The sequence below is a fragment of the Tenacibaculum sp. MAR_2009_124 genome (genome assembly GCF_900105455.1).
GTDB lineage: Bacteria > Bacteroidota > Bacteroidia > Flavobacteriales > Flavobacteriaceae > Polaribacter.
In genome coordinates, this window is sequence record NZ_FNSF01000007.1 from 63,305 (window position 1) to 89,177 (window position 25,873).

General features: G+C 31.7%; 23 protein-coding genes. 10 read left to right on the forward strand and 13 right to left on the reverse strand.

Features of this window, described 5'->3' with window-relative positions:
- Positions 1-60 precede the first annotated feature (60 nt).
- Together BLW23_RS17295 and BLW23_RS17300 are read right to left on the reverse strand one after the other, a co-directional pair.
- Positions 61-1,260 (reverse strand): hypothetical protein, encoded by a 1,200-nt coding sequence (locus tag BLW23_RS17295; RefSeq protein WP_093672213.1) that lies wholly within the window; start codon positions 1,258-1,260, stop codon positions 61-63.
- Positions 1,261-1,432: 172 nt separating this feature from the next.
- A complete protein-coding gene (locus BLW23_RS17300; RefSeq protein WP_093672215.1) occupies positions 1,433-2,107 on the reverse strand; it encodes a hypothetical protein in 675 nt (224 codons plus the stop codon).
- A 529-nt stretch (positions 2,108-2,636) separates the two neighbouring features.
- Here BLW23_RS17300 and BLW23_RS23745 point away from each other — a divergent pair.
- From BLW23_RS23745 to BLW23_RS17310, 3 genes are read left to right on the forward strand one after another with little or no spacing between them, the layout of a single operon-like run.
- The gene (locus tag BLW23_RS23745; protein ID WP_255362708.1) at positions 2,637-2,891 is read left to right on the forward strand and encodes a tyrosine-type recombinase/integrase; all 255 of its coding nucleotides are present in this window, start codon (positions 2,637-2,639) and stop codon (positions 2,889-2,891) included.
- A gap of 11 nt (positions 2,892-2,902) precedes the next feature.
- Entirely contained in the window at positions 2,903-3,241 is a 339-nt protein-coding gene (locus tag BLW23_RS23750) for a tyrosine-type recombinase/integrase (protein WP_255362749.1), read from the forward strand.
- Positions 3,241-4,389 (forward strand): IS91 family transposase, encoded by a 1,149-nt coding sequence (locus BLW23_RS17310; protein WP_093672217.1) that lies wholly within the window; start codon positions 3,241-3,243, stop codon positions 4,387-4,389. The genes BLW23_RS23750 and BLW23_RS17310 overlap by 1 nt, the downstream gene beginning before the upstream one ends.
- Before the next feature lie 270 nt (positions 4,390-4,659).
- Here BLW23_RS17310 and BLW23_RS17315 read toward each other — a convergent pair whose 3' ends face one another.
- Positions 4,660-5,610: an FRG domain-containing protein gene (locus BLW23_RS17315; protein WP_093672219.1), complete on the reverse strand. Its 951-nt coding sequence runs from the start codon at positions 5,608-5,610 to the stop codon at positions 4,660-4,662.
- Positions 5,611-6,606: 996 nt separating this feature from the next.
- Between BLW23_RS17315 and BLW23_RS23755 the strand changes: the two genes are divergently transcribed.
- Genes BLW23_RS23755 through BLW23_RS17325 form a run of 3 tightly spaced genes read left to right on the forward strand, consistent with a single transcriptional unit; the run spans position 6,607 to position 8,359 of the window.
- The gene (locus BLW23_RS23755) at positions 6,607-6,861 is read left to right on the forward strand and encodes a tyrosine-type recombinase/integrase (protein ID WP_255362708.1); all 255 of its coding nucleotides are present in this window, start codon (positions 6,607-6,609) and stop codon (positions 6,859-6,861) included.
- A gap of 11 nt (positions 6,862-6,872) precedes the next feature.
- On the forward strand, positions 6,873-7,211 hold the full coding sequence (locus BLW23_RS23760) for a tyrosine-type recombinase/integrase (RefSeq protein ID WP_255362749.1): 339 nt from the start codon (positions 6,873-6,875) through the stop codon (positions 7,209-7,211).
- Positions 7,211-8,359 (forward strand): IS91 family transposase, encoded by a 1,149-nt coding sequence (locus BLW23_RS17325; protein ID WP_093667562.1) that lies wholly within the window; start codon positions 7,211-7,213, stop codon positions 8,357-8,359. Before BLW23_RS23760 ends, BLW23_RS17325 begins: the two co-directional genes overlap by 1 nt.
- A gap of 282 nt (positions 8,360-8,641) precedes the next feature.
- On the opposite strand, the gene BLW23_RS17330 is transcribed toward BLW23_RS17325, so the two are convergent.
- The 6 genes from BLW23_RS17330 to BLW23_RS17355 form a co-directional block, all read right to left on the reverse strand.
- Positions 8,642-8,932, reverse strand: coding sequence for a hypothetical protein (locus BLW23_RS17330; protein ID WP_093672221.1), 291 nt, complete (start codon positions 8,930-8,932; stop codon positions 8,642-8,644).
- Positions 8,925-9,254, reverse strand: a complete 330-nt coding sequence (locus tag BLW23_RS17335; RefSeq protein WP_255362825.1) for a DUF5063 domain-containing protein — start codon at positions 9,252-9,254, stop codon at positions 8,925-8,927. The genes BLW23_RS17330 and BLW23_RS17335 overlap by 8 nt, the downstream gene beginning before the upstream one ends.
- A 289-nt stretch (positions 9,255-9,543) precedes the next feature.
- The gene (locus BLW23_RS17340; RefSeq protein ID WP_093672223.1) at positions 9,544-10,002 is read right to left on the reverse strand and encodes a hypothetical protein; all 459 of its coding nucleotides are present in this window, start codon (positions 10,000-10,002) and stop codon (positions 9,544-9,546) included.
- A gap of 157 nt (positions 10,003-10,159) precedes the next feature.
- Positions 10,160-11,128: a hypothetical protein gene (locus BLW23_RS17345; protein WP_093672225.1), complete on the reverse strand. Its 969-nt coding sequence runs from the start codon at positions 11,126-11,128 to the stop codon at positions 10,160-10,162.
- A 593-nt stretch (positions 11,129-11,721) separates the two neighbouring features.
- Positions 11,722-12,552 (reverse strand): prolipoprotein diacylglyceryl transferase, encoded by an 831-nt coding sequence (gene lgt, locus BLW23_RS17350; RefSeq protein ID WP_093672227.1) that lies wholly within the window; start codon positions 12,550-12,552, stop codon positions 11,722-11,724.
- Between the two features lie 564 nt (positions 12,553-13,116).
- Entirely contained in the window at positions 13,117-14,226 is a 1,110-nt protein-coding gene (locus BLW23_RS17355) for a tyrosine-type recombinase/integrase (RefSeq protein WP_093672229.1), read from the reverse strand.
- A gap of 271 nt (positions 14,227-14,497) precedes the next feature.
- Between BLW23_RS17355 and BLW23_RS17360 the strand changes: the two genes are divergently transcribed.
- Positions 14,498-15,754 (forward strand): transposase, encoded by a 1,257-nt coding sequence (locus BLW23_RS17360; protein WP_093667514.1) that lies wholly within the window; start codon positions 14,498-14,500, stop codon positions 15,752-15,754.
- 292 nt (positions 15,755-16,046) lie between these two features.
- Here the strand turns inward: BLW23_RS17360 and thrC are convergent, their stop codons facing one another.
- The 4 genes from thrC to BLW23_RS17380 all read right to left on the reverse strand — a co-directional run bounded on the left by thrC (position 16,047) and on the right by BLW23_RS17380 (position 22,565).
- The gene (thrC, locus tag BLW23_RS17365; protein WP_093672231.1) at positions 16,047-17,348 is read right to left on the reverse strand and encodes a threonine synthase; all 1,302 of its coding nucleotides are present in this window, start codon (positions 17,346-17,348) and stop codon (positions 16,047-16,049) included.
- A gap of 28 nt (positions 17,349-17,376) precedes the next feature.
- Positions 17,377-18,309: a homoserine kinase gene (locus BLW23_RS17370; protein WP_093672233.1), complete on the reverse strand. Its 933-nt coding sequence runs from the start codon at positions 18,307-18,309 to the stop codon at positions 17,377-17,379.
- Between the two features lie 14 nt (positions 18,310-18,323).
- A complete protein-coding gene (gene thrA, locus BLW23_RS17375) occupies positions 18,324-20,765 on the reverse strand; it encodes a bifunctional aspartate kinase/homoserine dehydrogenase I (RefSeq protein WP_093672235.1) in 2,442 nt (813 codons plus the stop codon).
- Positions 20,766-21,002: 237 nt separating this feature from the next.
- The gene (locus BLW23_RS17380) at positions 21,003-22,565 is read right to left on the reverse strand and encodes a hypothetical protein (protein ID WP_093672237.1); all 1,563 of its coding nucleotides are present in this window, start codon (positions 22,563-22,565) and stop codon (positions 21,003-21,005) included.
- A 131-nt stretch (positions 22,566-22,696) separates the two neighbouring features.
- On the opposite strand from BLW23_RS17380, the gene BLW23_RS17385 reads away from it, so the two are divergent.
- From BLW23_RS17385 to leuD, 3 genes are read left to right on the forward strand one after another with little or no spacing between them, the layout of a single operon-like run.
- Positions 22,697-23,872, forward strand: a complete 1,176-nt coding sequence (locus BLW23_RS17385; RefSeq protein ID WP_093672239.1) for a 2-isopropylmalate synthase — start codon at positions 22,697-22,699, stop codon at positions 23,870-23,872.
- On the forward strand, positions 23,872-25,254 hold the full coding sequence (gene leuC / locus BLW23_RS17390; RefSeq protein ID WP_093672241.1) for a 3-isopropylmalate dehydratase large subunit: 1,383 nt from the start codon (positions 23,872-23,874) through the stop codon (positions 25,252-25,254). Before BLW23_RS17385 ends, leuC begins: the two co-directional genes overlap by 1 nt.
- On the forward strand, positions 25,255-25,854 hold the full coding sequence (gene leuD, locus BLW23_RS17395; RefSeq protein WP_093672243.1) for a 3-isopropylmalate dehydratase small subunit: 600 nt from the start codon (positions 25,255-25,257) through the stop codon (positions 25,852-25,854).
- Positions 25,855-25,873 lie beyond the last annotated feature (19 nt).

Here is a 25,873-nt window from a genome sequence, read left to right on the forward strand (position 1 = left end):
CAGTTTAGGTGGTGTTACTTGTTGTTATACTCTATTAATCGTCATATTTTTAGCATAATATTATTTTTTGTTATTTATGGGTTTAAAATGGTATTTTATTTTATTTGTCTCAATTTTTTCTTCAAATTCTTGTATTCTTAGTGGGTTTTCAGTAATCCAATTAGCACCACTAATCATATTATAAGTTTCCCCATGCTTATTTAGCTTTGTGTAAGTTGGAATACTCCAAATGTCTCTAGATAATGATAGTTTCGTTGAAAATAAATTCAAGTTTTCTCTTTTATCGTCACTTATCAATATTTTAATGAAAGCAAACTTTTTGCTTAATTTATTTTTAATTTTTGGTTTTTCTTTCATCATATTCTTAACCTTTAGACAAGGAGCGCACCAATTTGCCGCATAATATAAAATTGGTATTTTGTTTTGCTCATATATGTGTTTCGAAAGGCGCTTTAAATCATAAAATCTTGAAGAATCATTTAGAATATAATCATTTAATTCAAAAGGATTTTTTGACACAAAACTATCTATGCTCCAAGAATATTCATTAATCTCATCATGTTCTTCTACTCTGAATACTTTACCATTTTCATCTAAATAAATCCAATCACCAACAGGTTTCCCATTTTTATGGTAAGCTACTAAATTCAAACTCTCATTTTCATGATAATATGTCCAATCTCCAATTGGTTTACTTTCATTGTGATATTTAATAACTCTCAATTTTCCATTATCATGGTATTCTTCAGATCTACCATTTAATTTGCCGTTTTTATAGTTTTCAATCCACATTAACACATTGTTTCTATAATAATGTTTCCACTCTCCACTTCTTTTTCCCTTTACATAAGATTCAATTTTTTCAATATTTCCATTTTCAAAATAAAAAACCCATTTTCCTATTCTAGATCCGTTAGCATATTTTCTGTTAACACGTAATTTTTTATTCTTATGAAAATGTTTCCATTCTCCTATCTCTTCTCCATTTTTATATTTTCCTATCTTTTTTAAATTCCCATTTTCATGATAAGATTTATATTCTCCTTCAAATCTTTCCTTGTCATTAAAATTTACAATTTTTCTTAATTGACCATTGTCGTAGTAATATTTCCATTCTCCTATATGTCTATTAGTTCCTATTAATTTTCCTTTCGATGAGATTTTACCATTATCGTGATAATCTTTATAAACTCTACCTTGTGAATAAGTCTTTGTTAATAGACATAAAAAGAAAGTAAATAGCAAAATGTTTTTATTCATAATTCAGGTCTTTTGAGGTATTGTTAAATGACAAGTAACGTTGTTGTATATGGTTTGTTGCGTGGTATAGCACGTAATTTAGCAAATAAATCACAAATAGAAAGTCCGCGAGGACTTTCGTAAGTAGGCTAGAAGTAGCAATAAATTATACACGGTGTTGTGCGTTCGTACTTTATTCAGTTTCAATTTGGCTGTAAATTTTTCCTTTCCAAGATAATTTTTTCTTTTTTTCTAAAGTGTTTTTAAAGTTAAAGTCAAATTCAGCTTTTACTATTCCATTTTTAAACAATGATTTATCAATTAGAATTTTCCCGCTTTTCAAATTAAAAATATGATTTCCTTTGTCAAAAATACTTTTATAATCGTTCCAAGCGTAACAATAGTCGTTTTTCAACTTAATATGCAAATGGCTATAACCAGAAACATTATTTATTGTTTCTCCTTTAATTTCTCCATTTTTCATCTTTTTAAATTCAAAATGGTCATATACAGTGTTTTCATATACATTCGCTACAGATTTAATCGAGTGAAATATATGTGTTGTATCAACAATTTTATAGTATTCAGTTAATGAATCTTTATATATTCTATTTTTCTCGTTATACTTTCTTGTAATAGTCTCCGCAATTTCTTCAGGAACCATTCCAGAATCTAACCTCAATTCTCCATTTTGATTTCTATAAATACCATCTCCATAACTCCATTTTTCGCTAAAAGAGAAATCTCCATTTAGATTTTCAACCCACTCAATTTTTATTCTGTTTTCAGAATTATCTTTTTTCTCATTCGTTTTACAAGAAATTCCGATTAATAATAAAACTGAAATAATTACAAACTTTTTTTTCATTTGAGTATAGTTTGGGTATGACGCACAACGGTCTCGGCTATGAGTAGTTGCGTGGGTTAGCACGAAACTTTGCAAGTACACACCAAGTTGAAAATCCGAGAGGATTTTCAGAAGTAGGCGAGAACTAGCAATTACTTATAGCCATTGTTGAACTAATCCTCGTTACCTCGGAAGCTTTTTTTGAAATGTTTTAAAAATAGTTAAATTTATGATTCAAAATTAAATAAGATGTATAAAAAAAAGTAAAACAATTTTAGAAACCTCTTTAGAGCAGGTTCCTGATTTTTCTATTGTCGTTAAAAAATTAACCAAAAGCTTTTCAATTAACGGTAAATCATCAAGTACATTAAATAATTATCTACGCTGTTTAGCCCACATAACCTTACATTTTAAGGTTAGCCCAGAAACTTTAGATAATGAACAAATCAATGATTATCTTTTTCATTGTCAAAATCTTCACAAAACCCCCTCTGAAAGTTTTTTTAAGCATACCGTTTTTGGACTCCGTGCTATTTATAAGGTACTGGGAATGGAGCAAAAGCGCATAGCGCTTCCTCAAATAAAAAAGCAAAAAGATTTACCTATTGTACTTAACAAACAAGAAGTTCGAGAATTATTAAAAGCACCTAAGTATCTTAAACATCGCCTTATTTTAGGTATGTTGTACGGTTGTGGTTTACGGAGTTATGAGCTATGTGGGTTGCTTCAATCTGATGTTGATTTTAATCGAAAAACTGTATTTATTAGAAAAAAAAAGGTAAGACAGATCGTTATGTTCCTTTAAGTACTCTTTTAATAAGAGGTTTAAGATGTTATTTGAAAACAGAAAACCCTGTAAAATATCTATTTAACAGTCAGGTTACTAAAGACGGAGCTGCTCAGCCAATAACAGTCAGAGCGATTCAATGGATACTCAAAGAGAATCGGGCTAAAGTGAATACAAAAAAGAAATTTACAGCGCATACACTACGTCATTCTTATGCAACACACTTACTAGAAGATGGTGTTAATATTATTAGCTTAAAAGAACTTCTAGGGCATGCTCATATAGAAACCACCATGATCTATTTACATGTCGCCAACTCAGGGAGTTCAAAAAAGTACAGTCCACTAGATACCTTATACACAGAGTAATGCTAGCAAAACATACGTTAGCAGGAGTGTTGAATTTAGAAGAAAATCATTTAAAAGAACTATCTAGAAGTAGTTGGCATGAAAGAACGCTGCATGCGATAAGAAAATGCCGTACCAAAGCGCTAGGAGGACATTTAGATTGGTGTAAATCATGTGATAAACTGCATCTACAATTCAATTCTTGTCGCAATAGACATTGCCCTACTTGTCAAGGTCATAAACAACAGCAATGGATTGAAGGTAGATCTAGAGAGTTATTGCCAGTTCCTTATTTTCATGTCGTTTTTACCTTGCCCGATAATTTAAACTCAGTGGCACTTCAATATCCGAAAGAGCTATATAAAATACTGTTTGATAGTGCTTGGAAAACCTTGGTTGCTTTTGGAAATAATCCCAAGGATCTAGGCGCTAAAATTGGAATGATTGCTGTGTTACATACTTGGGGACAAAATTTAAGCTTACATCCTCATTTACACTGTATTGTTCCTAAAGGAGGAATAACAAAGGCAGGGTATTGGAAAGAAGGGAAAAACAAGGATGATTTCTTATTCAGTATAAAGGCCTTAAGTGTAAAGTTTAGAGGTGTTTTTGTTGCTGAATTAAGAAAAACAATTCCAAACTTACCACAATCACTCTATGACAAATTATTTAAACACAAATGGGTTATCTATGCAAAACCTCCTTTTGGTAACCCAAAAAACGTACTAGAATATCTAGGAAGATACACACATAAGATAGCTATTAGTAATCATCGAATACAGGCTATTGATAAACAAAAAGGCACCGTTACTTTTCGTGTTAAGAACTACAAGAAAGGTGGTCAAGTAAGTAATTTAACTTTAAAAACCAAAGAGTTTATACGTCGTTTTCAACAACATATTTTACCTAAAGGATTTACTAGAATTAGGCATTATGGTATTTTAAGTAGCAGTTGGAAAAAAGAAAAATTACCTCGTTTACAAATGCTATTAGCAGATAAAGAGAAAGACTGTATTGATGTTATTATTACGAAAGAGAAAAGTGTACATCGCTGTTGCCCGATTTGTAAAAAGCCAGGTCTAGTCACATTAATAATTTTTGATAGTAGAAGCCCTCCTAAAAACTATAAAGAACTGGTTATTAGTAAAGTTAAAAAACACATATTATAAAATTATCTTCAAAAAAGAGGACTGGACCACTAATGCTTAGATCTGAGATTTTTACCTAAAAAAGCGATTACAAAAAGAATAATAAGTGCTGAAAATAAAAATCAAGGCTATGAAATCCGAAAACCAAGAGAATAATCGCTGAAAAACCACTAAACAAATTACTAAAATTAAACTGAATTGATCGTTTTCCCCCTTATGGAATACGGATCAGTCAACAGGGCATATAGCGTTAGCCTATCGGCACGCCATATGCTTAGTTATTAGGCAACGTTATTTTTTTAAGGTTAAACTATTCAATATTCCTTTATTTGTCACTTTCTGTCTGAAGTCATTCATATCTGGATAGATATAATTTTTATTAATTCCCATTTCATTTAGCTTTTCCTTAATCGCTGGGATAAGCGACTTATGAATGTTATAACATCCAGAAATTGTATCGTGCATTAATAATTCATCAAATCTTTCTCTCCCTTTTTCTTTTATAAAAAAATCAACAAATTCTTTATATGTTCTTTCGAGAGGATACCAAGGATGATTATTATAGAAAAATAATCCTTGCTGATTAATAATGTTTACGCTATTGACTATTTGGTAAAATTCATCATCTGGAAGAATAATAGACATATCATTTTCGTCTATTTTCTCGTATGAAATTTCATCCGTTTTTAAATTTTTGTCAAATACAAATTTCCAACTCTCAAACATAGTTGCTTTTGTATAAGTGTAATAAAAAGAGAAGTAATTGTCAATTTCATTATCGCTCGCTTGGTAGTTCAAATTGTCAATAGCAAAAAACAAAGCAACATAAGGATTATAGGAATAGTCTAAAAATGGTGTCGGAACTCCATAATGTTGCATATAACTTAAATATGCAAGTGAATTATTTTCATTAATCCCAGCATTTTCGAGAAGTCTTTTTACAACTCCATTGTTCCAATTTTTACAATTTTTAATCAATTCCGTTATAAAGTCTTTGTAGTGCTCACTTATTGAATCGGATGGAACTTGTTTGTGTAGTTCTTGATTTATATATAGTCTTTGAGCAGAATTGTAAAGTCTATATTTAGCTTCACTACAACCTCTGAAAATAAAAGAATCTCCCTCTTCCGTGTATTTTTTTATTTCTTCAAAAATCTTTTCAATGTTGTGGTTTATTTTTACACCACCATTTTGGAAAAACTCTTCTTTCTCTTCTATTTTACTGTATTCTTCTAATTTCAATTCGGTTGGTTTTAATGTTGCCTAACGTATCCTATATGCGCCGTTTTAATGGCGTATATGGGGTGTTGTTTTTAGTATTTTATACAATAGTAAATATACAATTTATAAAATACGTAGTCTGTCAGTCGCTACTTTAAAACCTTTCCAATTTTCATTTTATTTTTTTATTATAAACTTTATCAACCACTGACTGATAAGGTTCTGTTATAAAAAAAGGTCCCTTAAAATTTAACTAATATTGTAGCAATTATTTATAATACAGTAAGTTATCGGAAAAACTTGACATTGTCAAATTTTTCCGATAACTTCGTCAAACTGTTTTACGTTACCAACGTTTTGATAGTGAAACTCTCAACGATGTCAATCGTACAGTTTGAGACGAAACTTCATTAAAGTCTCTTTCCTTAGTATTTTAAAAATTGCCCTTAGAAAGAAATTTTAACAAACCCAAAATGAATATTCGGTATCCAAAAGGCTGAGCATATTAAATACAACGTGTTTGTGTATGATTTCGTTGCGTGTTTCAGTAACTAATTTAGCAAATACAAACCGAATAGAAAATCCGCGAGGATTTTCGTAAGTAAGCCTACACTAGCAATGAATTATACACGGTGTTGAACTAATCCTCGTTACCTCGGAAGCTTTTTTTGAAATGTTTTAAAAATAGTTAAATTTATGATTCAAAATTAAATAAGATGTATAAAAAAAAGTAAAACAATTTTAGAAACCTCTTTAGAGCAGGTTCCTGATTTTTCTATTGTCGTTAAAAAATTAACCAAAAGCTTTTCAATTAACGGTAAATCATCAAGTACATTAAATAATTATCTACGCTGTTTAGCCCACATAACCTTACATTTTAAGGTTAGCCCAGAAACTTTAGATAATGAACAAATCAATGATTATCTTTTTCATTGTCAAAATCTTCACAAAACCCCCTCTGAAAGTTTTTTTAAGCATACCGTTTTTGGACTCCGTGCTATTTATAAGGTACTGGGAATGGAGCAAAAGCGCATAGCGCTTCCTCAAATAAAAAAGCAAAAAGATTTACCTATTGTACTTAACAAACAAGAAGTTCGAGAATTATTAAAAGCACCTAAGTATCTTAAACATCGCCTTATTTTAGGTATGTTGTACGGTTGTGGTTTACGGAGTTATGAGCTATGTGGGTTGCTTCAATCTGATGTTGATTTTAATCGAAAAACTGTATTTATTAGAAAAAAAAAGGTAAGACAGATCGTTATGTTCCTTTAAGTACTCTTTTAATAAGAGGTTTAAGATGTTATTTGAAAACAGAAAACCCTGTAAAATATCTATTTAACAGTCAGGTTACTAAAGACGGAGCTGCTCAGCCAATAACAGTCAGAGCGATTCAATGGATACTCAAAGAGAATCGGGCTAAAGTGAATACAAAAAAGAAATTTACAGCGCATACACTACGTCATTCTTATGCAACACACTTACTAGAAGATGGTGTTAATATTATTAGCTTAAAAGAACTTCTAGGGCATGCTCATATAGAAACCACCATGATCTATTTACATGTCGCCAACTCAGGGAGTTCAAAAAAGTACAGTCCACTAGATACCTTATACACAGAGTAATGCTAGCAAAACATACGTTAGCAGGAGTGTTGAATTTAGAAGAAAATCATTTAAAAGAACTATCTAGAAGTAGTTGGCATGAAAGAACGCTGCATGCGATAAGAAAATGCCGTACCAAAGCGCTAGGAGGACATTTAGATTGGTGTAAATCATGTGATAAACTGCATCTACAATTCAATTCTTGTCGCAATAGACATTGCCCTACTTGTCAAGGTCATAAACAACAGCAATGGATTGAAGGTAGATCTAGAGAGTTATTGCCAGTTCCTTATTTTCATGTCGTTTTTACCTTGCCCGATAATTTAAACTCAGTGGCACTTCAATATCCGAAAGAGCTATATAAAATACTGTTTGATAGTGCTTGGAAAACCTTGGTTGCTTTTGGAAATAATCCCAAGGATCTAGGCGCTAAAATTGGAATGATTGCTGTGTTACATACTTGGGGACAAAATTTAAGCTTACATCCTCATTTACACTGTATTGTTCCTAAAGGAGGAATAACAAAGGCAGGGTATTGGAAAGAAGGGAAAAACAAGGATGATTTCTTATTCAGTATAAAGGCCTTAAGTGTAAAGTTTAGAGGTGTTTTTGTTGCTGAATTAAGAAAAACAATTCCAAACTTACCACAATCACTCTATGACAAATTATTTAAACACAAATGGGTTATCTATGCAAAACCTCCTTTTGGTAACCCAAAAAACGTACTAGAATATCTAGGAAGATACACACATAAGATAGCTATTAGTAATCATCGAATACAGGCTATTGATAAACAAAAAGGCACCGTTACTTTTCGTGTTAAGAACTACAAGAAAGGTGGTCAAGTAAGTAATTTAACTTTAAAAACCAAAGAGTTTATACGTCGTTTTCAACAACATATTTTACCTAAAGGATTTACTAGAATTAGGCATTATGGTATTTTAAGTAGCAGTTGGAAAAAAGAAAAATTACCTCGTTTACAAATGCTATTAGCAGATAAAGAGAAAGACTGTATTGATGTTATTATTACGAAAGAGAAAAGTGTACATCGCTGTTGCCCGATTTGTAAAAAGCCAGGTCTAGTCACATTAATAATTTTTGATAGTAGAGGCCCTCCTAAAAACTATAAAGAACTGGTTATTAGTAAAGTTAAAAAACACATATTATAAAATTATCTTCAAAAAAGAGGACTGGACCACTAATGCTTAGATCTGAGATTTTTACCTAAAAAAGCGATTACAAAAAGAATAATAAGTGCTGAAAATAAAAATCAAGGCTATGAAATCCGAAAACCAAGAGAATAATCGCTGAAAAACCACTAAACAAATTACTAAAATTAAACTGAATTGATCGTTTTCCCCCTTATGGAATACGGATCAGTCAACAGGGCATATAGCGTTAGCCTATCGGCACGCCATATGCTTAGTTATTGTAACACGTTTTTTATTCTTTTATGATACTACAATTAAGTCAATTATAAGTCCAAAAACAAATAATCCAATTAATAGAAAATATCCATTTTTGATTTTCCTTTTCTTTAAAAATACTGACAAGCCAATTAAAGCTCCTATTAAACCCATTAAAATAAAAAGAACGAGTGTCCAATTCGGATACATAAAGTAAAATAGAATATCTGTGTAATGATATTGATATAATAATTCCCCAAAATGCAATACCCAAAATAAAGAGACTATTACTTGAATTATTCCGTTTATAGATGTGCTGTTAAGTAATTTATTCATCCCGTTCTTTCAGTCGCTTTAATAAATCTACCAAATGTTGTTCAGAATGAGTTCTCATTAAAAGTTCAAAATGCCAAAGAGCATCATTTTTGCTTGTATTTTCCATTCTCCACTTCACAGTCAACAAATCCTTTATTATATCACTTAAATCATCTAATTCGTCTCCACAACCAGTTTCAATATTCGGTTCCATTTTGTTTGAATCCAAAACCATACTATACCAATCGAAGTCAGGGAAATTAGATTTAACATTTTCCTTTATTTTATTGTAATCTAAATCTGATTCTTCATCATAATCTTTTTCGTCAAATTCAAATTCCACATTTAGAAATTCAGAGTAGATTTCGACTAACAGTTTTTTTTAGAACATCAATTTTGTCATTCAGTTCCACTTTTGGATTGATTCCAAATTCCGTGATTTTGTCTATTAATTCTCTTAATTTATTCAATGTTTCTTGATTTGGTCAAAATGTGTTATAACGGTTTTGTATATGAAAAGTAGCGGATTTTAATCACTAACTTTTTCGGATTCTAACAGACCTTTAATTTATTCATATTATTTAAATTAAGCGATTAAACCGCTATTTTTTATATACCGTGTTATATAGCGTTTAATCTTCTCCAACGAAAACTGTTACAATTATTTTTTTGAAATCTGTTATTAATACCCCTAAATCAAAAGTATGATTTGTAATAGAATTCCATCCAGCTGATCCTTTCCAAAGATCTGAAGATGTGTTTGATAAACAAACAGTGTCAAGTGCAGAGAACATATCTAAAATTCTTGAAGTATATCTCCTAGCGTTTTCTTTAGTGTCATTTTCACATGAAGTATAAGCTAAATCATATCTAAACCCATTCTCAAGAAGGAATTCCGCTTTTTTATAAGAAATCGCTCCCCAATTTTCTTTATTTTTTATTAGTTCATTTTTATTTGAAATATCAGTCAAAACTTCAAGTATATAATTGAGTCCTTTTTCTTTATTGTCATGTGAAAAAACATCAATTTCAAAGTATAACCAAGCTGTCCCTGGAGCATCTAAATCAACTATTTTGTATTTGTAATTCATTTTTGGGTAATGCTATATAAAACGTATTTGTATATGAAAAGTAGTAGAATAAAATGTTGTACTTTTCAATTTAAATACAAAAATAACAGAAAAGAACGAACTTTAATTTTAGCTCTAAACTGCTATTTTTTATATACGCTGTTATAAGCCGTTACGCTTAGTTCTTATCTTTTATTAATTTTTGAACTAAAGACTTTAATTCATCAATCTCCTTTTGTTGATTCTCTATTTTATAATTCTGTTCATCAAACTTCTTTTCTTGAGTTTTCAATTTTTTCTCTTGTACAATCGTATACAAAGTTAACTCCTCTATTTTTTGTAACAGTTTAGAGTTCATTTCACCTAAAAAGAAACCATTCTTTTCTATTTCCTCAGCACTTGGAATGTCTTTCAAGTGTCCTTTTTCTTTGATATGGCTTTCTACCTCTTTTAAAGTCGGTAAATTATAATTATCATAAAAGACAAAATCCGGCCAATTAGGGTAAATTGCAACCTTTACTTCGTTTGCTGCTATTTTTCCATTTACTCCTAGCTCAAAACCTTTTGTGTCATTTGTTTTTATTCCCACATTCCCTGTTCCTCTAGAAATACTTATTGAATTATTATCATTGCTAACATCATTACTACTTACGTTATTAACTCCAATATTCAATACATTTTTCGAGCCATCATAATTTATAAATGCACCTTGTAATCTACTTTCTGTAAATCTTAAATATCTAGAGGTATTAAGACCATAGATACGCAAATTACCTTCTTGAATTTGGAGCTTATCAATTGGTCCTGTAGTTCCGATTCCTACATTACCTGTTCCTCTAGAAATACTTATTGAATTGTTATCATTGCTAGCATCATTACTACTCACGTTATTAACTCCAATATTTAATACATTTTTCGAGCCATCATAATTTATAAATGCACCTTGTAATCTACTTTCTGTAAATCTTAAATATCTAGAGGTATTTAAACCATAGATACGTAAATTACCTTCCTGAATTTGGAGCTTATCAATTGGTGTTAATGTTCCAATACCAACATTTCCATCATTTGGGAGAGTATTTTGTGCCTTAACTTTCAAACTCAATCCCATCATAGCAATGACAGCAATTTTAATTGTTTTTTTCATAATAATTTAAATTTATAATTGTTTTTAATTTGTTTTCTTTTATGGCTTATAACTTTTCCTATATGCGCCGTTTTAATGGCGTATATGGGGTGTTGTTTTTAGTTTTTTATATAATAGTAAATGTACAATTTATAAAATACGTAGTCTGTCAGTCGCTACTTTAAAATCTCTCCAATTTTCATTTTATTTTTTTATTATAAACTTTATCAACCACTGACTGATAAGGTTCTGTTATAAAAAAAGGTTCCTTAAAACTTAATCAATATTAGTTCAATTGTTTAAAATATAGGTGGTTATCTTGAGTAAAACTTGACAATGTCAAATTTTTCCGATAACTTAGTCAAACTGTTTTACGTTACCAACGTTCTGATAGTGAAACTCTCAACGATGTCAATCGTACAGTTTGAGACGAAACTTCCAAAGAAATTTTAACAAACCCAAAATGAATATTTGGTATCCAAAAGGCTGAGCATATTAAATACAACGTATTTGTATAAGATTAGTTGCTGTTTTTTCACCAAATTTAAGTCAAAGTTAATATTTTTTGGTTTCAGCGAATTCTTTCTAAAATAATCGGAAATTAGCAATTAATTTTATACTGTGTTATACACTGAGCGTTTTTTCATTAATATTAAAATCAGCCCAACAATAACGAAAGGTATACTCAAAATTTGCCCCATGTTGATTACCATCTCACTTTCGAAATCAACTTGATTTTCCTTAAAAAATTCAATGATAAATCTTGCAGAAAATACAAATACTAAAAGTAAACCAAAAATTAGTCCTTTAGATTTGTTATTAGTCATTTTTCTGTAAACAAACATTAAAATTCCGAATGTTAAAAGATAAGCAAACGCTTCATATAGTTGAGTAGGATGTCTCGGTATTAAATCATCTCTTTGAAAAATTACTCCCCAATTTCCATTTGTTGGTTTTCCATAAATTTCAGAGTTCATAAAATTTCCAAGTCTAATGAAAACTGCTACTATTGGTGTTACAATTGCAATTTTATCCAAAATCCATAAGTAGTTCTTTTTGTACCTTTTACAGTACATTCCAATTGCTATTAAAGTTCCAATTCCTCCTCCGTGACTTGCTAATCCTTGAAATCCTATAAATTGGTAAGATTCTCCAATTTTTTTAATTGGCAGAAAAATTTCAAGTGGATTTGAAAAATAGTATGATGGGTCATAAAATAAACAATGCCCTAATCTAGCTCCTAAAACTATTCCAACAAAAACATAAAGAAATAATTTTTCTAAATTTTCAATTGGGATATTTTCTTTAATGTAAATGTTTTTAGCCACGTAATACGCTAAAAAAATTCCAGTTGCAAAAAACAAACCATAATATTTTAAAGGAAAAGTGTCAAAAATCCAATAAATTGTTGGGTCTAGATTCCAATTTATAATTCTGTCGTTCATTAGTTTTCGTGATTTTTTTTAGCCTTGTGTATAACGTATCCTATATGCGCCGTTTTAATGGCGTATATGGGGTGTTGTTTTTAGTATTTTATACAATAGTAAATATACAATTTATAAAATACGTAGTCTGTCAGTCGCTACTTTAAAACCTTTCCAATTTTCATTTTATTTTTTTATTATAAACTTTATCAACCACTGACTGATAAGGTTCTGTTATAAAAAAAGGTCCCTTAAAATTTAACTAATATTGTAGCAATTATTTATAATACAGTAAGTTATCGGAAAAACTTGACATTGTCAAATTTTTCCGATAACTTCGTCAAACTGTTTTACGTTACCAACGTTTTGATAGTGAAACTCTCAACGATGTCAATCGTACAGTTTGAGACGAAACTTCATTAAAGTCTCTTTCCTTAGTATTTTAAAAATTGCCCTTAGAAAGAAATTTTAACAAACCCAAAATGAATATTCGGTATCCAAAAGGCTGAGCATATTAAATACAACTGGTTATATCCAGACAAATATAATCTTTATCAAGTTTATTTCACCTGATAACTGGAACTTTTAGGTCTTGTTATTGGGATTTAGTTTTTTCTTTAATGCGAGATCTAGAGGGTTTGAAATAGATAAAAGATCCGTTTTTTTTACATGCGTGTAAATCATGGTGGTTTCGGGTCTCGAATGCCCTAATAATGTCTGAATATAACGTATGCCAACACCATTTTCTAGCATATGTGTGGCATAACTATGTCTGAGGGTATGGGGTGTAACATTTTTTTTAATGCCTGCTAATTTTGAACTTCTTTTCAGAACTTTTCTTATACTATCGGCACTATACTTTTCACCAGCAATTCCTTCGATAAAATAGAACTCTGGGGAATAAGTAACAATATAGTTTCTTAGTAAAGGGATAATACTATCTGCCAAGCCTACGTATCTGTCCTTTCTTCCTTTGCTCATTTTGATATGAACTTGTTTCCTGTCAATATTAATATTTTCTAATTTCAAAGAGAGTAATTCACTTATTCGTAAACCACAAGAATATAAAAAAGCTATTGCTGTTCTGTGTTTGAGGTTTTTTGTTACAGCTAAAATGTTTAGAATTTCATTTTGTGATAACACTGATGGGAGTTTTCTGGAAACTTTTGGTCTTGTTAATTTAAGGGTATTGATTTTTGAGTGAGGATAGTAAAGAATCAATTGTTTTACAGCACTTATAAATTGTCGTTGTGAGCTAATGGAGTAATTTTTTTTGATAAAGGAATTTTCAATATATAATTCCACGTCTCTATGTGTATAATCTTTAGGATTTTTATTTTTGTAATAGGAGACAAGATCCGCAATAAACATGGTATACACGTTAACGGTACTGTCGCTATACCTCTTGCCTCTTAAATATTTGTAATATCCATTTAAAAAAGCCCTTTCCGTAGTTGAGAAAAATCGTCTTTTAATATTATTTATAATTGGGTAATTTCCTTCAAACTTGTTAAGTATTTTAGAAAGGTTTTCTTTAGTGTAAATCAAATACCAGCATTTTAAAGAGTTACTCCATAAGGCGCCTAATTCATGTTTAACAATTTCCTTTATTTTAGTACTGTATTTAAATTTGATAAGTATCCTTTCTGTTTCCTTGTGCTTCTTTTTCGATAAGGTGATAACATGATTTTCCATAGTATTTAAATCTTCAATAGCTTTTTTCTTGTCTTATAAAGTTAACATTTAGGCACTGTCATAAAATAGCTAAACCCTTGTTTTTACGAGGGTTTTGTTGTATCTTATATTCATAATAAACCCCGAAAATCACCAAAAAAGGTAAAAAACGGGGTTTCCATTTGTGTAATTATGAAAATACGAAGAATTTCTGAAATGCAACACCGCATTTCAATTTTTTCCCCTCAGTGAGAATTATGATGCTCATTACACACGTTTTTTAGAGGGAGATTTGGGCAAAATCTATTCTGCTATTGATTGGGATGACTTGGTTACTACTTTAAATATTACTGAACAAAAAAAAGGGCGTAACTATCTTTTTAGCCCTAAAGGAAGACTTGGCTTGATGTTTTTAAAGCATTATGCCAATTGTTCGGATAGGAAAATGATTGAACAACTCAACTCAAATTTAGACTATCAATTTTTCTGCGATATAGAATTAGGTTTTGAACGTTTAACAAACTATAAAATAATAAGTCAAATACGTTGTGAATTAGCAGAGAAACTAGATATTAATTTAGTAGAAAAAGTTCTTTTTAATTCTTGGAAAAATCATATTGATAGTACCGACCAAATCGTAATGGATGCTACTTGTTACGAAAGTGAAGTTCGTTATCCTACCATCCAGAAATTACTTTGGGAATCTGTTCACTGGTTGTACAATCAATTACGTAAAACTTGCTCCATCTTAGGAACTAAGATGATCAGAAGTAGATATAACAAGTGGAAAAAACGTTACCAAGGATTTAGTAAAATGCGAAGAAAAACCAAGTCTAAACGTACTTCATTAACCCGAGCTTTACTGAAGCTATTAAGTAAGTTTATCGATTTTGAAAAGGAATTATCCAAGGCCTACAATATCGAGTTTAAGCCCTTGTATTATAAGCGAATCGACACAATCCAAAGAATTTACAAACAACAAAAAGATCATTTTGATACAGGAGAAAAAATCAAAGATAGAATTGTAAGTATTCATAAGGATTATATCCGTCCTATTGTTCGCGGAAAAGAAGTAAAGCCTGTTGAGTTTGGAGCAAAAGTTAACAAAGTTCAAATTGATGGAATTAGCTTTATAGAACATATTAATTTTAATGCGTTTCACGAAGGAAACCGTTTTATACAAACAGTTCAAAAAGCGCAAGGGTTAACTCGAAAAAAGGTAAAAGTAGCCGGTGGAGATAAAATTTATGCTACCAATAAAAGCAGAACATATAGTAGCTCAAAAACCATACAGACAGACTTTATCCCCAAGGGTAGAAAACCTAAAAATCATAAAGAGAAAAAGCAACTTAGGGCTATCATTGCTAAAGAAAGAGCAACAAGATTAGAAGGCTCTTTTGGTAAGGATAAAGAACATTATCACCTACGGAAAATAAAAGCCAAAACAAAAAAGAATGAAATTCTATGGATATTCTTTGGTATACACACAGGAAATGCATTAGAAATTGGTCGAAGAAAAATAGCTCAAACAGACCAACAAATAGCCTAAAATAAAATCTTAGTATTTTTTTCATGGGAGAGCTACGTCTTGTAGGTACGTTTTTAGGAGATTCAATCAATAAAACCTCTTTTAAACAGAAATAGAGGATAGAATTTATATAATTTTATCCTCTATTTTCAATGTATTTTAAAAAATAGACTGTTTTCTGAAAGTGCCCATTTAAATTTAAATAATTGGAATTGTGCTAGTCTTAAGAATTAGAAAACCAAAAACCCCCACTTCATAAAGCAGGGGGTATAGTATTTATATTTGATAGTTTTACTAGTGAATAGAGTAAAATTTATACAGGAACTTTTTCAGAATTAAGAAATTCCTTTAGTTCATCATAAGAGCTAATTTGGGTCGCTACTTTTTGTTTATCTAAAATCCCTTTAATTTGTTCGGGAATAGCAACGTTTATTGAAAGTGTACTTTCAACTACATCCAAAAATTTAACGGGATGTGCCGTTTCTAAGAAAATACATAAACTATTAGAATCCTTTTTTTGATATGCTTTCGCTCCCAAATAACCAACAGCTCCATGCGGGTCCGCAACATACTTGCTGTTTTTATGAATTACCTTCATAGCTTCGCGAGTTTCATTATCGTTGAATGAATAAGATGAAAAAGCTTTCTTTAAAGCTTCGATATCATTATCGAATAACTCTTGTATACGAATAAAGTTACTTGGATTTCCTACATCCATTGCGTTTGAAATAGTTGCTTTTGAAGGTTTAGGGTCGTAAATACCTTTTACCAAATAATTAGGAACTGTATCATTTATATTCGTAGATGCCACAAAGTGTTTGATAGGAAGCCCTAGTTTTTGAGCCATAATTCCAGCACAAATATTTCCAAAGTTTCCACTTGGTACAGAAAAAACAACGTCTTTATGTTGTTTGTAAACCTGCTTGTATGCAAAGAAAAAATAGAACATTTGAGGAAGCCAACGTGCAATATTAATAGAATTAGCTGAAGTTAATATTCGTTGAATGTCTTTGTCTAAAAAAGCCGTTTTAACCATTTCTTGACAATCGTCAAACACACCGTCTACTTCAAGAGAGGTAATGTTTTGACCAAGAGTAGTTAATTGTTTTTCTTGGATATCACTAACTTTTCCGCTAGGGTATAAAATAACTACTTCAACACCTTTTACGCCTAAAAAACCATGAGCAACGGCACCACCAGTATCACCCGAAGTAGCTACCAATACGGTAACTTTATTGTCGTTATTTCTGTTAAAGTACCCTAAGCAACGTGCCATAAAACGAGCACCAACATCTTTAAAAGCCATTGTTGGCCCATGAAACAATTCTAATGTAGCGGTTTTATCATCAACAGGAACTACAGGGAAATCAAAAGACAAGGTGTCTTTAATTATTTCCTTTAAAGTTTCCTCTGGAATTTCTGAACCTACAAATTGTTTGATTGCTTCATAGGCAATTTCTTCGTTAGAGTATGAATCTAAATTCTCAATAAATTCTTTTGATAAAGGAGTTATAGTTTCTGGAAAATATAATCCTCTATCTGGAGCCAATCCGTTAACTGCTGCTTCTCTAAAGCTAACGTTGGGCGATTTTTTATGTAAACTATAATAGTTCATTTCGTGTTGTTTATGTGATAAAGTTATTCTATTTTGATGTAATAGTCTTAACTCCTTCAGTATTTATTTTTGAGGTAAAAACATTAAAATCAATGTTTTTGTTCGAGTAGGCATTTTTGATAGCTCGATGTACTTTTTTTGCAATTTCATCTCCTTGACAAATAGCAAAAATAGTAGGCCCCGATCCAGAAATTCCAGCGCCTAAAGCACCCGCTTTAATAGCTTCTGATTTTACAAGATCGAAATGAGGAATTAAATGTTTTCTGGCTGGTTCAACAATTACATCAGTAAGAGAATTACTGATAAGTTGATAGTCATTTGAATGTAATCCGCTAACAAGGCCTCCGACATTCGCCCATTGTGTAACTGCACTTTCTAAAGATACTTGAGAAGGTAAAACTTCTCTAGCGTCTTTAGTTTTTACTTCAATTTGCGGATGAATTGCTACTAAACGTAACTCATCAGGTACAGGAAGTTTAACAATATCTAAAGGCTCATAACTTCTAATGAGTACAAATCCACCAAAAACAGCTGATGCTACATTATCTGCAATAGGAGTTCCGCAAGCAGCTTCTTCACCTAACATGGCAAATTGGGTTAATTCTAAATTCGAAAACGGAGTTCCTAGTAATTGATTTACACCATATGCAGCTCCACCAGCACTAGCGGCACTGCTTCCTAAACCACTTCCCGGAGAAAATCCTTTGTGCATGGTCATTTCAATACCAAAATCAACAGGATGTTTTTCCAGCATAGCAAGCGCCACAACACCAGCGGCGTTTTGGGTTGGATCTAAAGTGAGTCCATTTGCGCCTGTGATTTCAGTAATTTTAACCCCTTTCGCTGTTGTTTTTGTAAAGGTCATTTCATCGCCAACGTTTTCTACAGCAAACCCCATAGAGTCAAATCCACAAGAAACATTGGCAACGGTAGCTGGAGCAAATATTTTAATAAAATTCATTTCCTTCAAGTTTCTTAATTAATAGTTGTTCTGATCACGTCTGCGAAAATTCCTGAAGCAGTTACATCCGCTCCAGCTCCAGCTCCTTTAATTTGTAAAGGTTGCACAGGGTATCTGTCCGTGTAAAAAAGAACGATATTGTCGCTACCTTCTAAATTGTAAAATGGGTGATCGGAAGGAATATGTTGTAATCCTACTTTAGCTTTTCCCTCTGAGAATTCAGCAACATACTTTAAACGACTATTTTCTTTGGAAGCTTTTTCGAATAACTCTTGAAAATGAGCTTCGTTTTTTGTCAAGCTTTTGTAAAAATCGTCATTATTACTTGTTTCTAGAGATTCTTTTGGTAAGAAAGAAACGTTTTCTATATCTGATAATTCTAATTCATGTCCACTCTCACGTGCTAAAATTAAAATTTTTCTGGCTACATCAATACCACTTAAATCAATGGTAGGGTCAGGTTCAGTATATCCTTGCTTCTGAGCTTCCTTTACAACATCATGAAAGCTTGAAGAGGTGTTGAAGTTATTAAAAACAAAATTCAAACTTCCTGATAATACAGCCTGTATTTTAATAACTCTATCTCCTGAAGCAACTAAGTTTTTCAATGTATCAATAACTGGTAATCCAGCACCTACATTCGTTTCGAATAAGAAAGGTGCATTGTATTTTCTTGAAACTCTCTTTAAGTTTTTATAATTCTCCAGGTTCGAAGCACAAGCTATTTTGTTACAGGTAACAACAGCTATATTGTTACGTAAATAATTTTCGTAGATTTTGGAAACGGCTTCATTTGCCGTATTGTCTACAAATACAGAGTTTCTTAAGTTGAGAGTTTTACTACGTTCAAAAAATCCGTTTATCGAAGCTTGTTCTCCATTATCCAAAAGGTCTTTCCAATTGTTTAAATCTAAACCATTGGTGTCAAATACCATTTTTCTTGAATTGGAAAGTCCTACTACTCGAATATTCATTTTCAATTGCTCTCTCAAGTACTGGTTTTGTTGATGTATTTGAGCTAAAAATCGTTCTCCTACATTACCAGCCCCAGTAACAAACAAGTTGAGCTGTTTTATCTTTTCTTCAAAGAATTGTTCATGAAGAGTATTTAACGCTTTTTTTGCATCATTACTATCGATAACTGCAGAAATGTTTTTTTGCGAAGCTCCCTGAGCAATGGCTCTAATATTTACATTATTTTTGCCGAGTGCACTAAACATTTGCCCGCTTAATCCTTGATGATTTTTCATGTTGTCTCCTACTAAGGCAATAATAGCAAGACCTTGCTCAATGGTTACAGGATTTATTTTACGTCGTTCAATTTCAATTTCGAAAACTTTATTTACAGCGGTAGTAGCTTTTTCAGCATCCTCGTCGTAAATACCAACGCAAATAGAATGTTCAGATGAAGCTTGGGTAATTAAAACTATGTTAACACCTTGATTAGACAATGTTTCAAAAAGTCTTTTAGAAGTGCCCGAAACACCAACCATGCCACTGCCTTCAAGGGTAAGTAGTGTTATATTTTCTATGTGAGTAATACCTTTTACAGGTTTTGAATTACCAGATTCCTTTGTTATTAGGGTACCAACATTTTCAGGATCAAAAGTGTTTTTAATCACTATGGGTATTCCTTTTTCTAGTACAGGTTGAATCGTTGGAGGATAAATAACCTTGGCGCCAAAGTGAGATAATTCCATGGCTTCTTGATACGAAATTTGCGGTATCGCCGAAGCTTGTTTTACAACACTCGGATTTGCTGTAAACATTCCACTAACATCTGTCCAAATTTGAAGCTCTTCAGCATTTAATGCTGCGGCGTATATTGCCGCTGTATAATCCGAACCACCTCTACCTAAAGTGGTTGAAAAACCATTTTCAGTTTTAGCTATAAAACCAGGTAACAAAGTAACTTCATGATTATTTTGATCAAAAAAGTCTTGGCAGTTTTTATTGGTTACTTTAAAGTTAACTTGTGCTTTATCAAATACATTCGAAGCTATAATAATTTCCCTACTGTCTTTATAAGTAGTGTTCATATTTTGTTTGGCAATCTCAGAAATAATGTACGACGAAAGTAACTCACCAAAACCACTAATAGTTGCCATTGTTTTAGGGGTAATTTCTTTCAATAGAAAACACCCTTCTAACAAGGTTTTTAGCTCGTTAAATAGATTTTCAATTCTAGCTTCAACGGTTTCCTTTTGATTGCTCTTTATCAAGTCGTTGATTACTTGAAAATGATGATCTTTTACTTCATGAAAAAGATCTAAATAATTAGATTGATTTTCTGCAGCATAATTTGCCGAAGCAATAAGCTTGTTCGTGGTTTTGCCAAATGCAGATACTACTACAGCAACCTTTGTGGTTGATGCCGTATTGCTAACTATTTGAACTACTTTACTTATGTTTTGACTATTTGCTACTGATGAGCCTCCGAATTTTAAAACTTTCATTTTAAAAGGTTATAAAAAATAATTGATTAAAGAATATTTGCGATTATTTATCTTTTTTCAAATCTTTTGAAAAAATAAATAGTAAGAATTATATGTATGAACGAAACCCCCTAAAGGGTAATACCAGTAGTAATGATAATTGTGCCAACAAAAGACACTCCTGTCGAAGTGTTTGAGATATCTAAAATATGTCTTTCTTTGGTTATCATGGTGTCAAAGATATAAAGGCTTTTTTAATTATTTAGTAGATTTTTTGAATTTTTCTTGAATTATTTGCGAAACCGTTTTATTAGCTATTTTACTTTCCAGCCAAGAGAGTATGTCTAAATAAAGGAAAGCTCGTTTTTCGTAAGGATGGTTTTCAAAAACCTTTAAACGATCATATATTTTTTTGAATTCGTTTTTTATCTGATGCGGATACACATCTCCTAAAGCTTTTATAGACGATATAAATTCTTTTTGTACCTCTTGAAGGTTTTCCATTTTTAATAGAAAACGATAGGTGTCTTTAAATTGTACTTCTAAATGGTAGTCTAAACCTGATTCATAATGGGCAATAAGATTTAGAACCCTAGCAAAACATTGTAAATCCTCAGCAACATGCAAATTTTTTGAGTTAATAATTTTACCTAAATAAAAGATACACTGAGAGTTATTTCCCATTCCAAAGTATAAACAAGCTATTTTGTAATAAAGCACAACAATATGATGATTGTCCAAAAGTGTTTGATACTCTTCTATTTTTTGATTGATAATATCAACCAAGTATTCTCCTTCATTAAAACTTCCTTGCAAAAAATGAAGGTGAAGTTTATTCGCATAATAATATTGAAACATTAAAATTTCAGTATTGCTATTCTTTGGGATTATGTTGTTTTCAATTCCTTCTTCGAAAAGCGCAAATTCTTGCTTGAACTTAGAGTGATGGTTAATAAAAAACAAACTTTCAAGCAGGTAATTGATTCCCTTTAAATAAAACACAGGGTGTAGACTTATATTTTTGGTGTCTTCTTTAAATAAGTTAATCCATTTGTTGGCATATTTATAACTTTGTAAAAAATCTTGCGTCAAAAAACTATGCCATAAATTGGCTTTATACAGCCAAAGTTTTTCTCTGAAGCCTAATTGTTTAAAATCATATTTTGGTAAACGTGCATCGAAATAATCATTTACTTTTTGAAGTTCTTCATCATTTCTAACGTAGCCAGTCTTTAATAATATTCCATATAATTGAAGGGACAGGTTAGAGAGTTTACTCGTTATTACATTTTGCTGACTCAAACCTTTGGCTTGAACTGTAAGTTCATCAGCTCTTGTGTTAATACTTCTTGTTATGTACTGGCTTTCAATTAATTTTTCAAACTCAACGATTTCATAGGCCATATTCTTTTCTTCACTATCTAAAGCCATATTTTTTGCTTTATCAAGTAATTTAAGACTTTGTTTGTAAAGACCTTTTAAGTACAAAACTGTAGCAAAATCTAATTGTTCTCTAATTTGTATTCTAATGTTTTTGTGAACAGGATTTAGTCGTAAACTTGTTAATATTTGCTTGTATAAATGGGCTTTTAAGTTTGAAAGCTGTTGTTTACTTACAATCCCACTTTTAATGATGGCTTTTTCATTATAAACCTTTTGTTTTTCTAATAATTTGAATAAAGCAAAAAATTTAGCATCAACATTTCCACCAAGTCTACCGATATAAAGATTAAATTGTCTTTTTTCCGACTTTGATAATGATTTAATTAAAATAAATAGTGAATCAGTTTGTTGGTTGATTGATGTAATTGTTTTCTTCATAACTAATTGTTAATCAGTTTTTTGTGGTTGTTTTTTGTTGATTAAGTTTCGTAAATACCTTTCTTAAAAGGTGTTGTTTAGAAAATCCAAGATATACATTTGATTTTATAATCAGACAAAAGTTTTAGAATATGTCAAGTGATAAAGTCCAAATTTTTGATACCACACTTAGAGATGGAGAACAAGTGCCAGGGTGTAAGTTAGATACTCAACAAAAGTTGATCATTGCAGAGCGATTAGACAATTTAGGAGTTGATGTGATTGAAGCTGGTTTTCCAATATCTAGCCCAGGAGACTTTACATCTGTAAATGAAATAGCAAAAATTGTTAAAAATGCAACTGTTTGCGGTTTAACAAGAGCTGTTAAGAAAGATATAGAAGTTGCAGGAGAAGCTTTGAAGATAGCAAAGAAACCAAGAATTCATACAGGAATAGGGACAAGTGAGTCTCATATTAAACATAAATTTAATATCTCTAAAGAAGAAGTAATTTACCGAGCAAAAGAGGCAGTGGCCTATGCGCGTAATTTTACGAATGATGTTGAGTTTTTTGCTGAAGATGCTGGTAGAACTGATAATGCTTTCTTGGCTAAAGTATGTGAGGAAGTTATAAAGTCAGGAGCTACCGTATTAAATATTCCAGATACTACAGGCTATTGTTTGCCAGATGAATATGGTGCTAAGATCAAGTATTTAAAAGATCATGTAGCAGGTATTGATAATGTAACAATTTCATGCCACTGCCACAATGATTTAGGGTTAGCAACAGCAAACTCTATTGCGGGTGTAGTGAATGGTGCGAGGCAAATAGAATGTACTATTAATGGAATTGGCGAACGTGCTGGAAATACTGCTTTAGAAGAGGTGGTAATGATTTTAAGACAGCATCCAAATTTGAATTTAGATACCAACATTAACTCGAAGTTGTTATACGATACTAGTTTAATGGTTAGAGAAAAAATGGGAATGTTTGTTCAGCCTAATAAAGCTATAGTAGGAGCCAATGCTTTTGCTCATAGTTCTGGAATTCATCAAGACGGAGTGATTAAAAACCGTGAAACGTATGAGATAATTGATCCAGCTGATGTAGGTGTTACTGAAAGTGCTATTGTTTTAACAGCAAGAAGTGGAAGAGCGGCTTTAGCCTACAGAGCTAAGAAAATTGGATACGAATTAACGAAGGTACAATTGGATACTGCTTACAAAACTTTTTTAAACTTTGCAGACAAACAGAAAGAAGTAATTGACGAAGATATTCATAGTATCATGAAACAAGTAAATAAGATTTCAAAAATAGCAATGGCTTAATGGGAAAAACATTATTTGACAAAGTATGGGATGCTCATGTGGTAGAAACAATACCAAACGGTCCCCAAATATTATATATTGACAAGCATTTAATTCACGAGGTAACAAGTCCTCAGGCATTTAATGAGCTAAAAGAAAGAGGTGTTCCTATTGCTCGTCCTGATAAAATTGTTGCTACTGCTGATCACAATACACCAACGGTAGATCAACATTTACCCGTGAAAGATGAACTTTCGAGAAATCAATTAGAGCAGTTAACAAAAAACTGTGAAAACAACAATATTACACTATACGGACTTGGACATAAATACAATGGTATTGTCCATGTAATGGCGCCTGAATTAGGGGTAACCCAGCCTGGAATGACCATGGTTTGTGGTGACAGTCATACATCAACTCATGGAGCTTTCGGAACTATTGCTTTCGGAATCGGAACGAGTCAAGTGGCTCAGGTATTTGCAAGTCAGTGCTTGCTGATGCCAAAACCTAAGAGTTTACGCGTAAATGTAAACGGAAAGTTAAAAAAAGGTGTACTGCCTAAAGATGTAATCTTATACGTTATCGCGCAGTTAGGAACAAATTCGGGAACAGGATATTTTTGTGAATATGCAGGAAATGTTTTCGAAGAAATGTCTATGGAAGGACGTATGACAGTTTGTAACATGAGTATTGAGATGGGAGCAAGAGGAGGCATGATTGCTCCTGATGAAACTACATTCGAATACGTAAAAGGAAGAGAATTTGCACCAAAAGGTGAGGAGTTTGAAGCAAAGGTTGCCTATTGGAAAACTCTTAAAACAGATGAAGATGCTACTTTTGATCAAGAGTATTCTTTTAATGCTGAAGATATTGAGCCAATGCTTACCTACGGAACAAATCCTGGGATGGGACTGAAAATTTCAGATTCTATTCCTGAAGAAGATGATGCTTCCTTTGAAAAAGCATTGAATTATATGAACTTCAAGAAAGGTAAGAGTTTGATTAATACTCCTGTAAATTATGTGTTTATAGGGAGTTGTACGAATTCTAGAATTGAAGATTTTAGAGTTGCTGCTGATTATATTAAAGGAAAACAACGAGCTTCCAATGTTAATGCTTGGTTGGTTCCGGGTTCTCAGCAGGTTGCAAAACAGATTAAAGAAGAAGGACTTCAGGATATTTTCGAAGAAGCAGGGTTCGAATTGCGTCAACCAGGTTGCTCTGCATGTTTGGCAATGAATGATGATAAAATTCCAGAAGGAGAATATTGTGTATCTACTTCAAATAGAAATTTTGAAGGTCGTCAAGGTCAAGGGGCAAGAACAATTTTGGCAAGTCCATTAATGGCAGCTGCGACAGCCGTAGAAGGAAAAATTGTAAATTTTACAAAACATTTAAATTAGATGGAAAAGTTTGTTAAATTAGTGGACACTGGAATTCCATTGTCTATTGAAAATATTGATACAGATCAAATTATTCCTGCTCGTTTTTTAAAAGCTACCGACAAAAAAGGTTTTGGTGATAATGTTTTTAGAGATTGGAGATATCATAAGGATGGAGATTTGAATACAGACTTCGTATTAAATAATCCGATGTACAAAGGAAGTATTTTAATTGCTGGAGATAATTTTGGCTGTGGTTCTAGTAGAGAGCACGCGGCTTGGGCCTTAAGCGGATATGGGTTCAAAGTGGTAGTAAGTAGTTTCTTTGCAGATATTTTTAAGGGGAATGCCTTAAATAATGGGATTTTACCTGTTCAGGTATCGAAAGAGTTTTTGGCAAAATTAATGGATATTACTACAATTGATCCAACAACAAGAATAATTGTAGATTTAGAAGAGCAAACTTTAAAAACACCAGTAGGAAAAGCAAAGTTCGAAATTGATGCTTATAAGAAAGTTTGTTTACTAAATGGATATGATGATATTGATTTTCTTGTAAGTAAAAAGGAAGCTATAGAGGCTTTTGAAAAGAAAAGCTCGGAGGAAGTTGTTTCGAGTTAATTATACACCTGCTAAAAAA

Bases quoted from the DNA above. Each gene is read 5' to 3' on its own strand.
- BLW23_RS23755 (WP_255362708.1), top strand. From the start codon at position 6,607: ATGGAGCAAAAGCGCATAGCGCTTCCTCAAATAAAAAAGCAAAAAGAT.
- BLW23_RS23745 (WP_255362708.1), top strand. From the start codon at position 2,637: ATGGAGCAAAAGCGCATAGCGCTTCCTCAAATAAAAAAGCAAAAAGAT.
- lgt (WP_093672227.1), bottom strand. From the start codon at position 12,552: ATGAACGACAGAATTATAAATTGGAATCTAGACCCAACAATTTATTGG.
- thrA (WP_093672235.1), bottom strand. From the start codon at position 20,765: ATGAAAGTTTTAAAATTCGGAGGCTCATCAGTAGCAAATAGTCAAAAC.
- BLW23_RS17300 (WP_093672215.1), bottom strand. From the start codon at position 2,107: ATGAAAAAAAAGTTTGTAATTATTTCAGTTTTATTATTAATCGGAATT.
- BLW23_RS17345 (WP_093672225.1), bottom strand. From the start codon at position 11,128: ATGAAAAAAACAATTAAAATTGCTGTCATTGCTATGATGGGATTGAGT.
- BLW23_RS17325 (WP_093667562.1), top strand. From the start codon at position 7,211: ATGCTAGCAAAACATACGTTAGCAGGAGTGTTGAATTTAGAAGAAAAT.
- BLW23_RS17330 (WP_093672221.1), bottom strand. From the start codon at position 8,932: ATGAATAAATTACTTAACAGCACATCTATAAACGGAATAATTCAAGTA.
- leuD (WP_093672243.1), top strand. From the start codon at position 25,255: ATGGAAAAGTTTGTTAAATTAGTGGACACTGGAATTCCATTGTCTATT.
- BLW23_RS17340 (WP_093672223.1), bottom strand. From the start codon at position 10,002: ATGAATTACAAATACAAAATAGTTGATTTAGATGCTCCAGGGACAGCT.
- leuC (WP_093672241.1), top strand. From the start codon at position 23,872: ATGGGAAAAACATTATTTGACAAAGTATGGGATGCTCATGTGGTAGAA.
- thrC (WP_093672231.1), bottom strand. From the start codon at position 17,348: ATGAACTATTATAGTTTACATAAAAAATCGCCCAACGTTAGCTTTAGA.
- BLW23_RS17370 (WP_093672233.1), bottom strand. From the start codon at position 18,309: ATGAATTTTATTAAAATATTTGCTCCAGCTACCGTTGCCAATGTTTCT.
- BLW23_RS17385 (WP_093672239.1), top strand. From the start codon at position 22,697: ATGTCAAGTGATAAAGTCCAAATTTTTGATACCACACTTAGAGATGGA.
- BLW23_RS17380 (WP_093672237.1), bottom strand. From the start codon at position 22,565: ATGAAGAAAACAATTACATCAATCAACCAACAAACTGATTCACTATTT.
- BLW23_RS17355 (WP_093672229.1), bottom strand. From the start codon at position 14,226: ATGGAAAATCATGTTATCACCTTATCGAAAAAGAAGCACAAGGAAACA.
- BLW23_RS17295 (WP_093672213.1), bottom strand. From the start codon at position 1,260: ATGAATAAAAACATTTTGCTATTTACTTTCTTTTTATGTCTATTAACA.
- BLW23_RS17310 (WP_093672217.1), top strand. From the start codon at position 3,241: ATGCTAGCAAAACATACGTTAGCAGGAGTGTTGAATTTAGAAGAAAAT.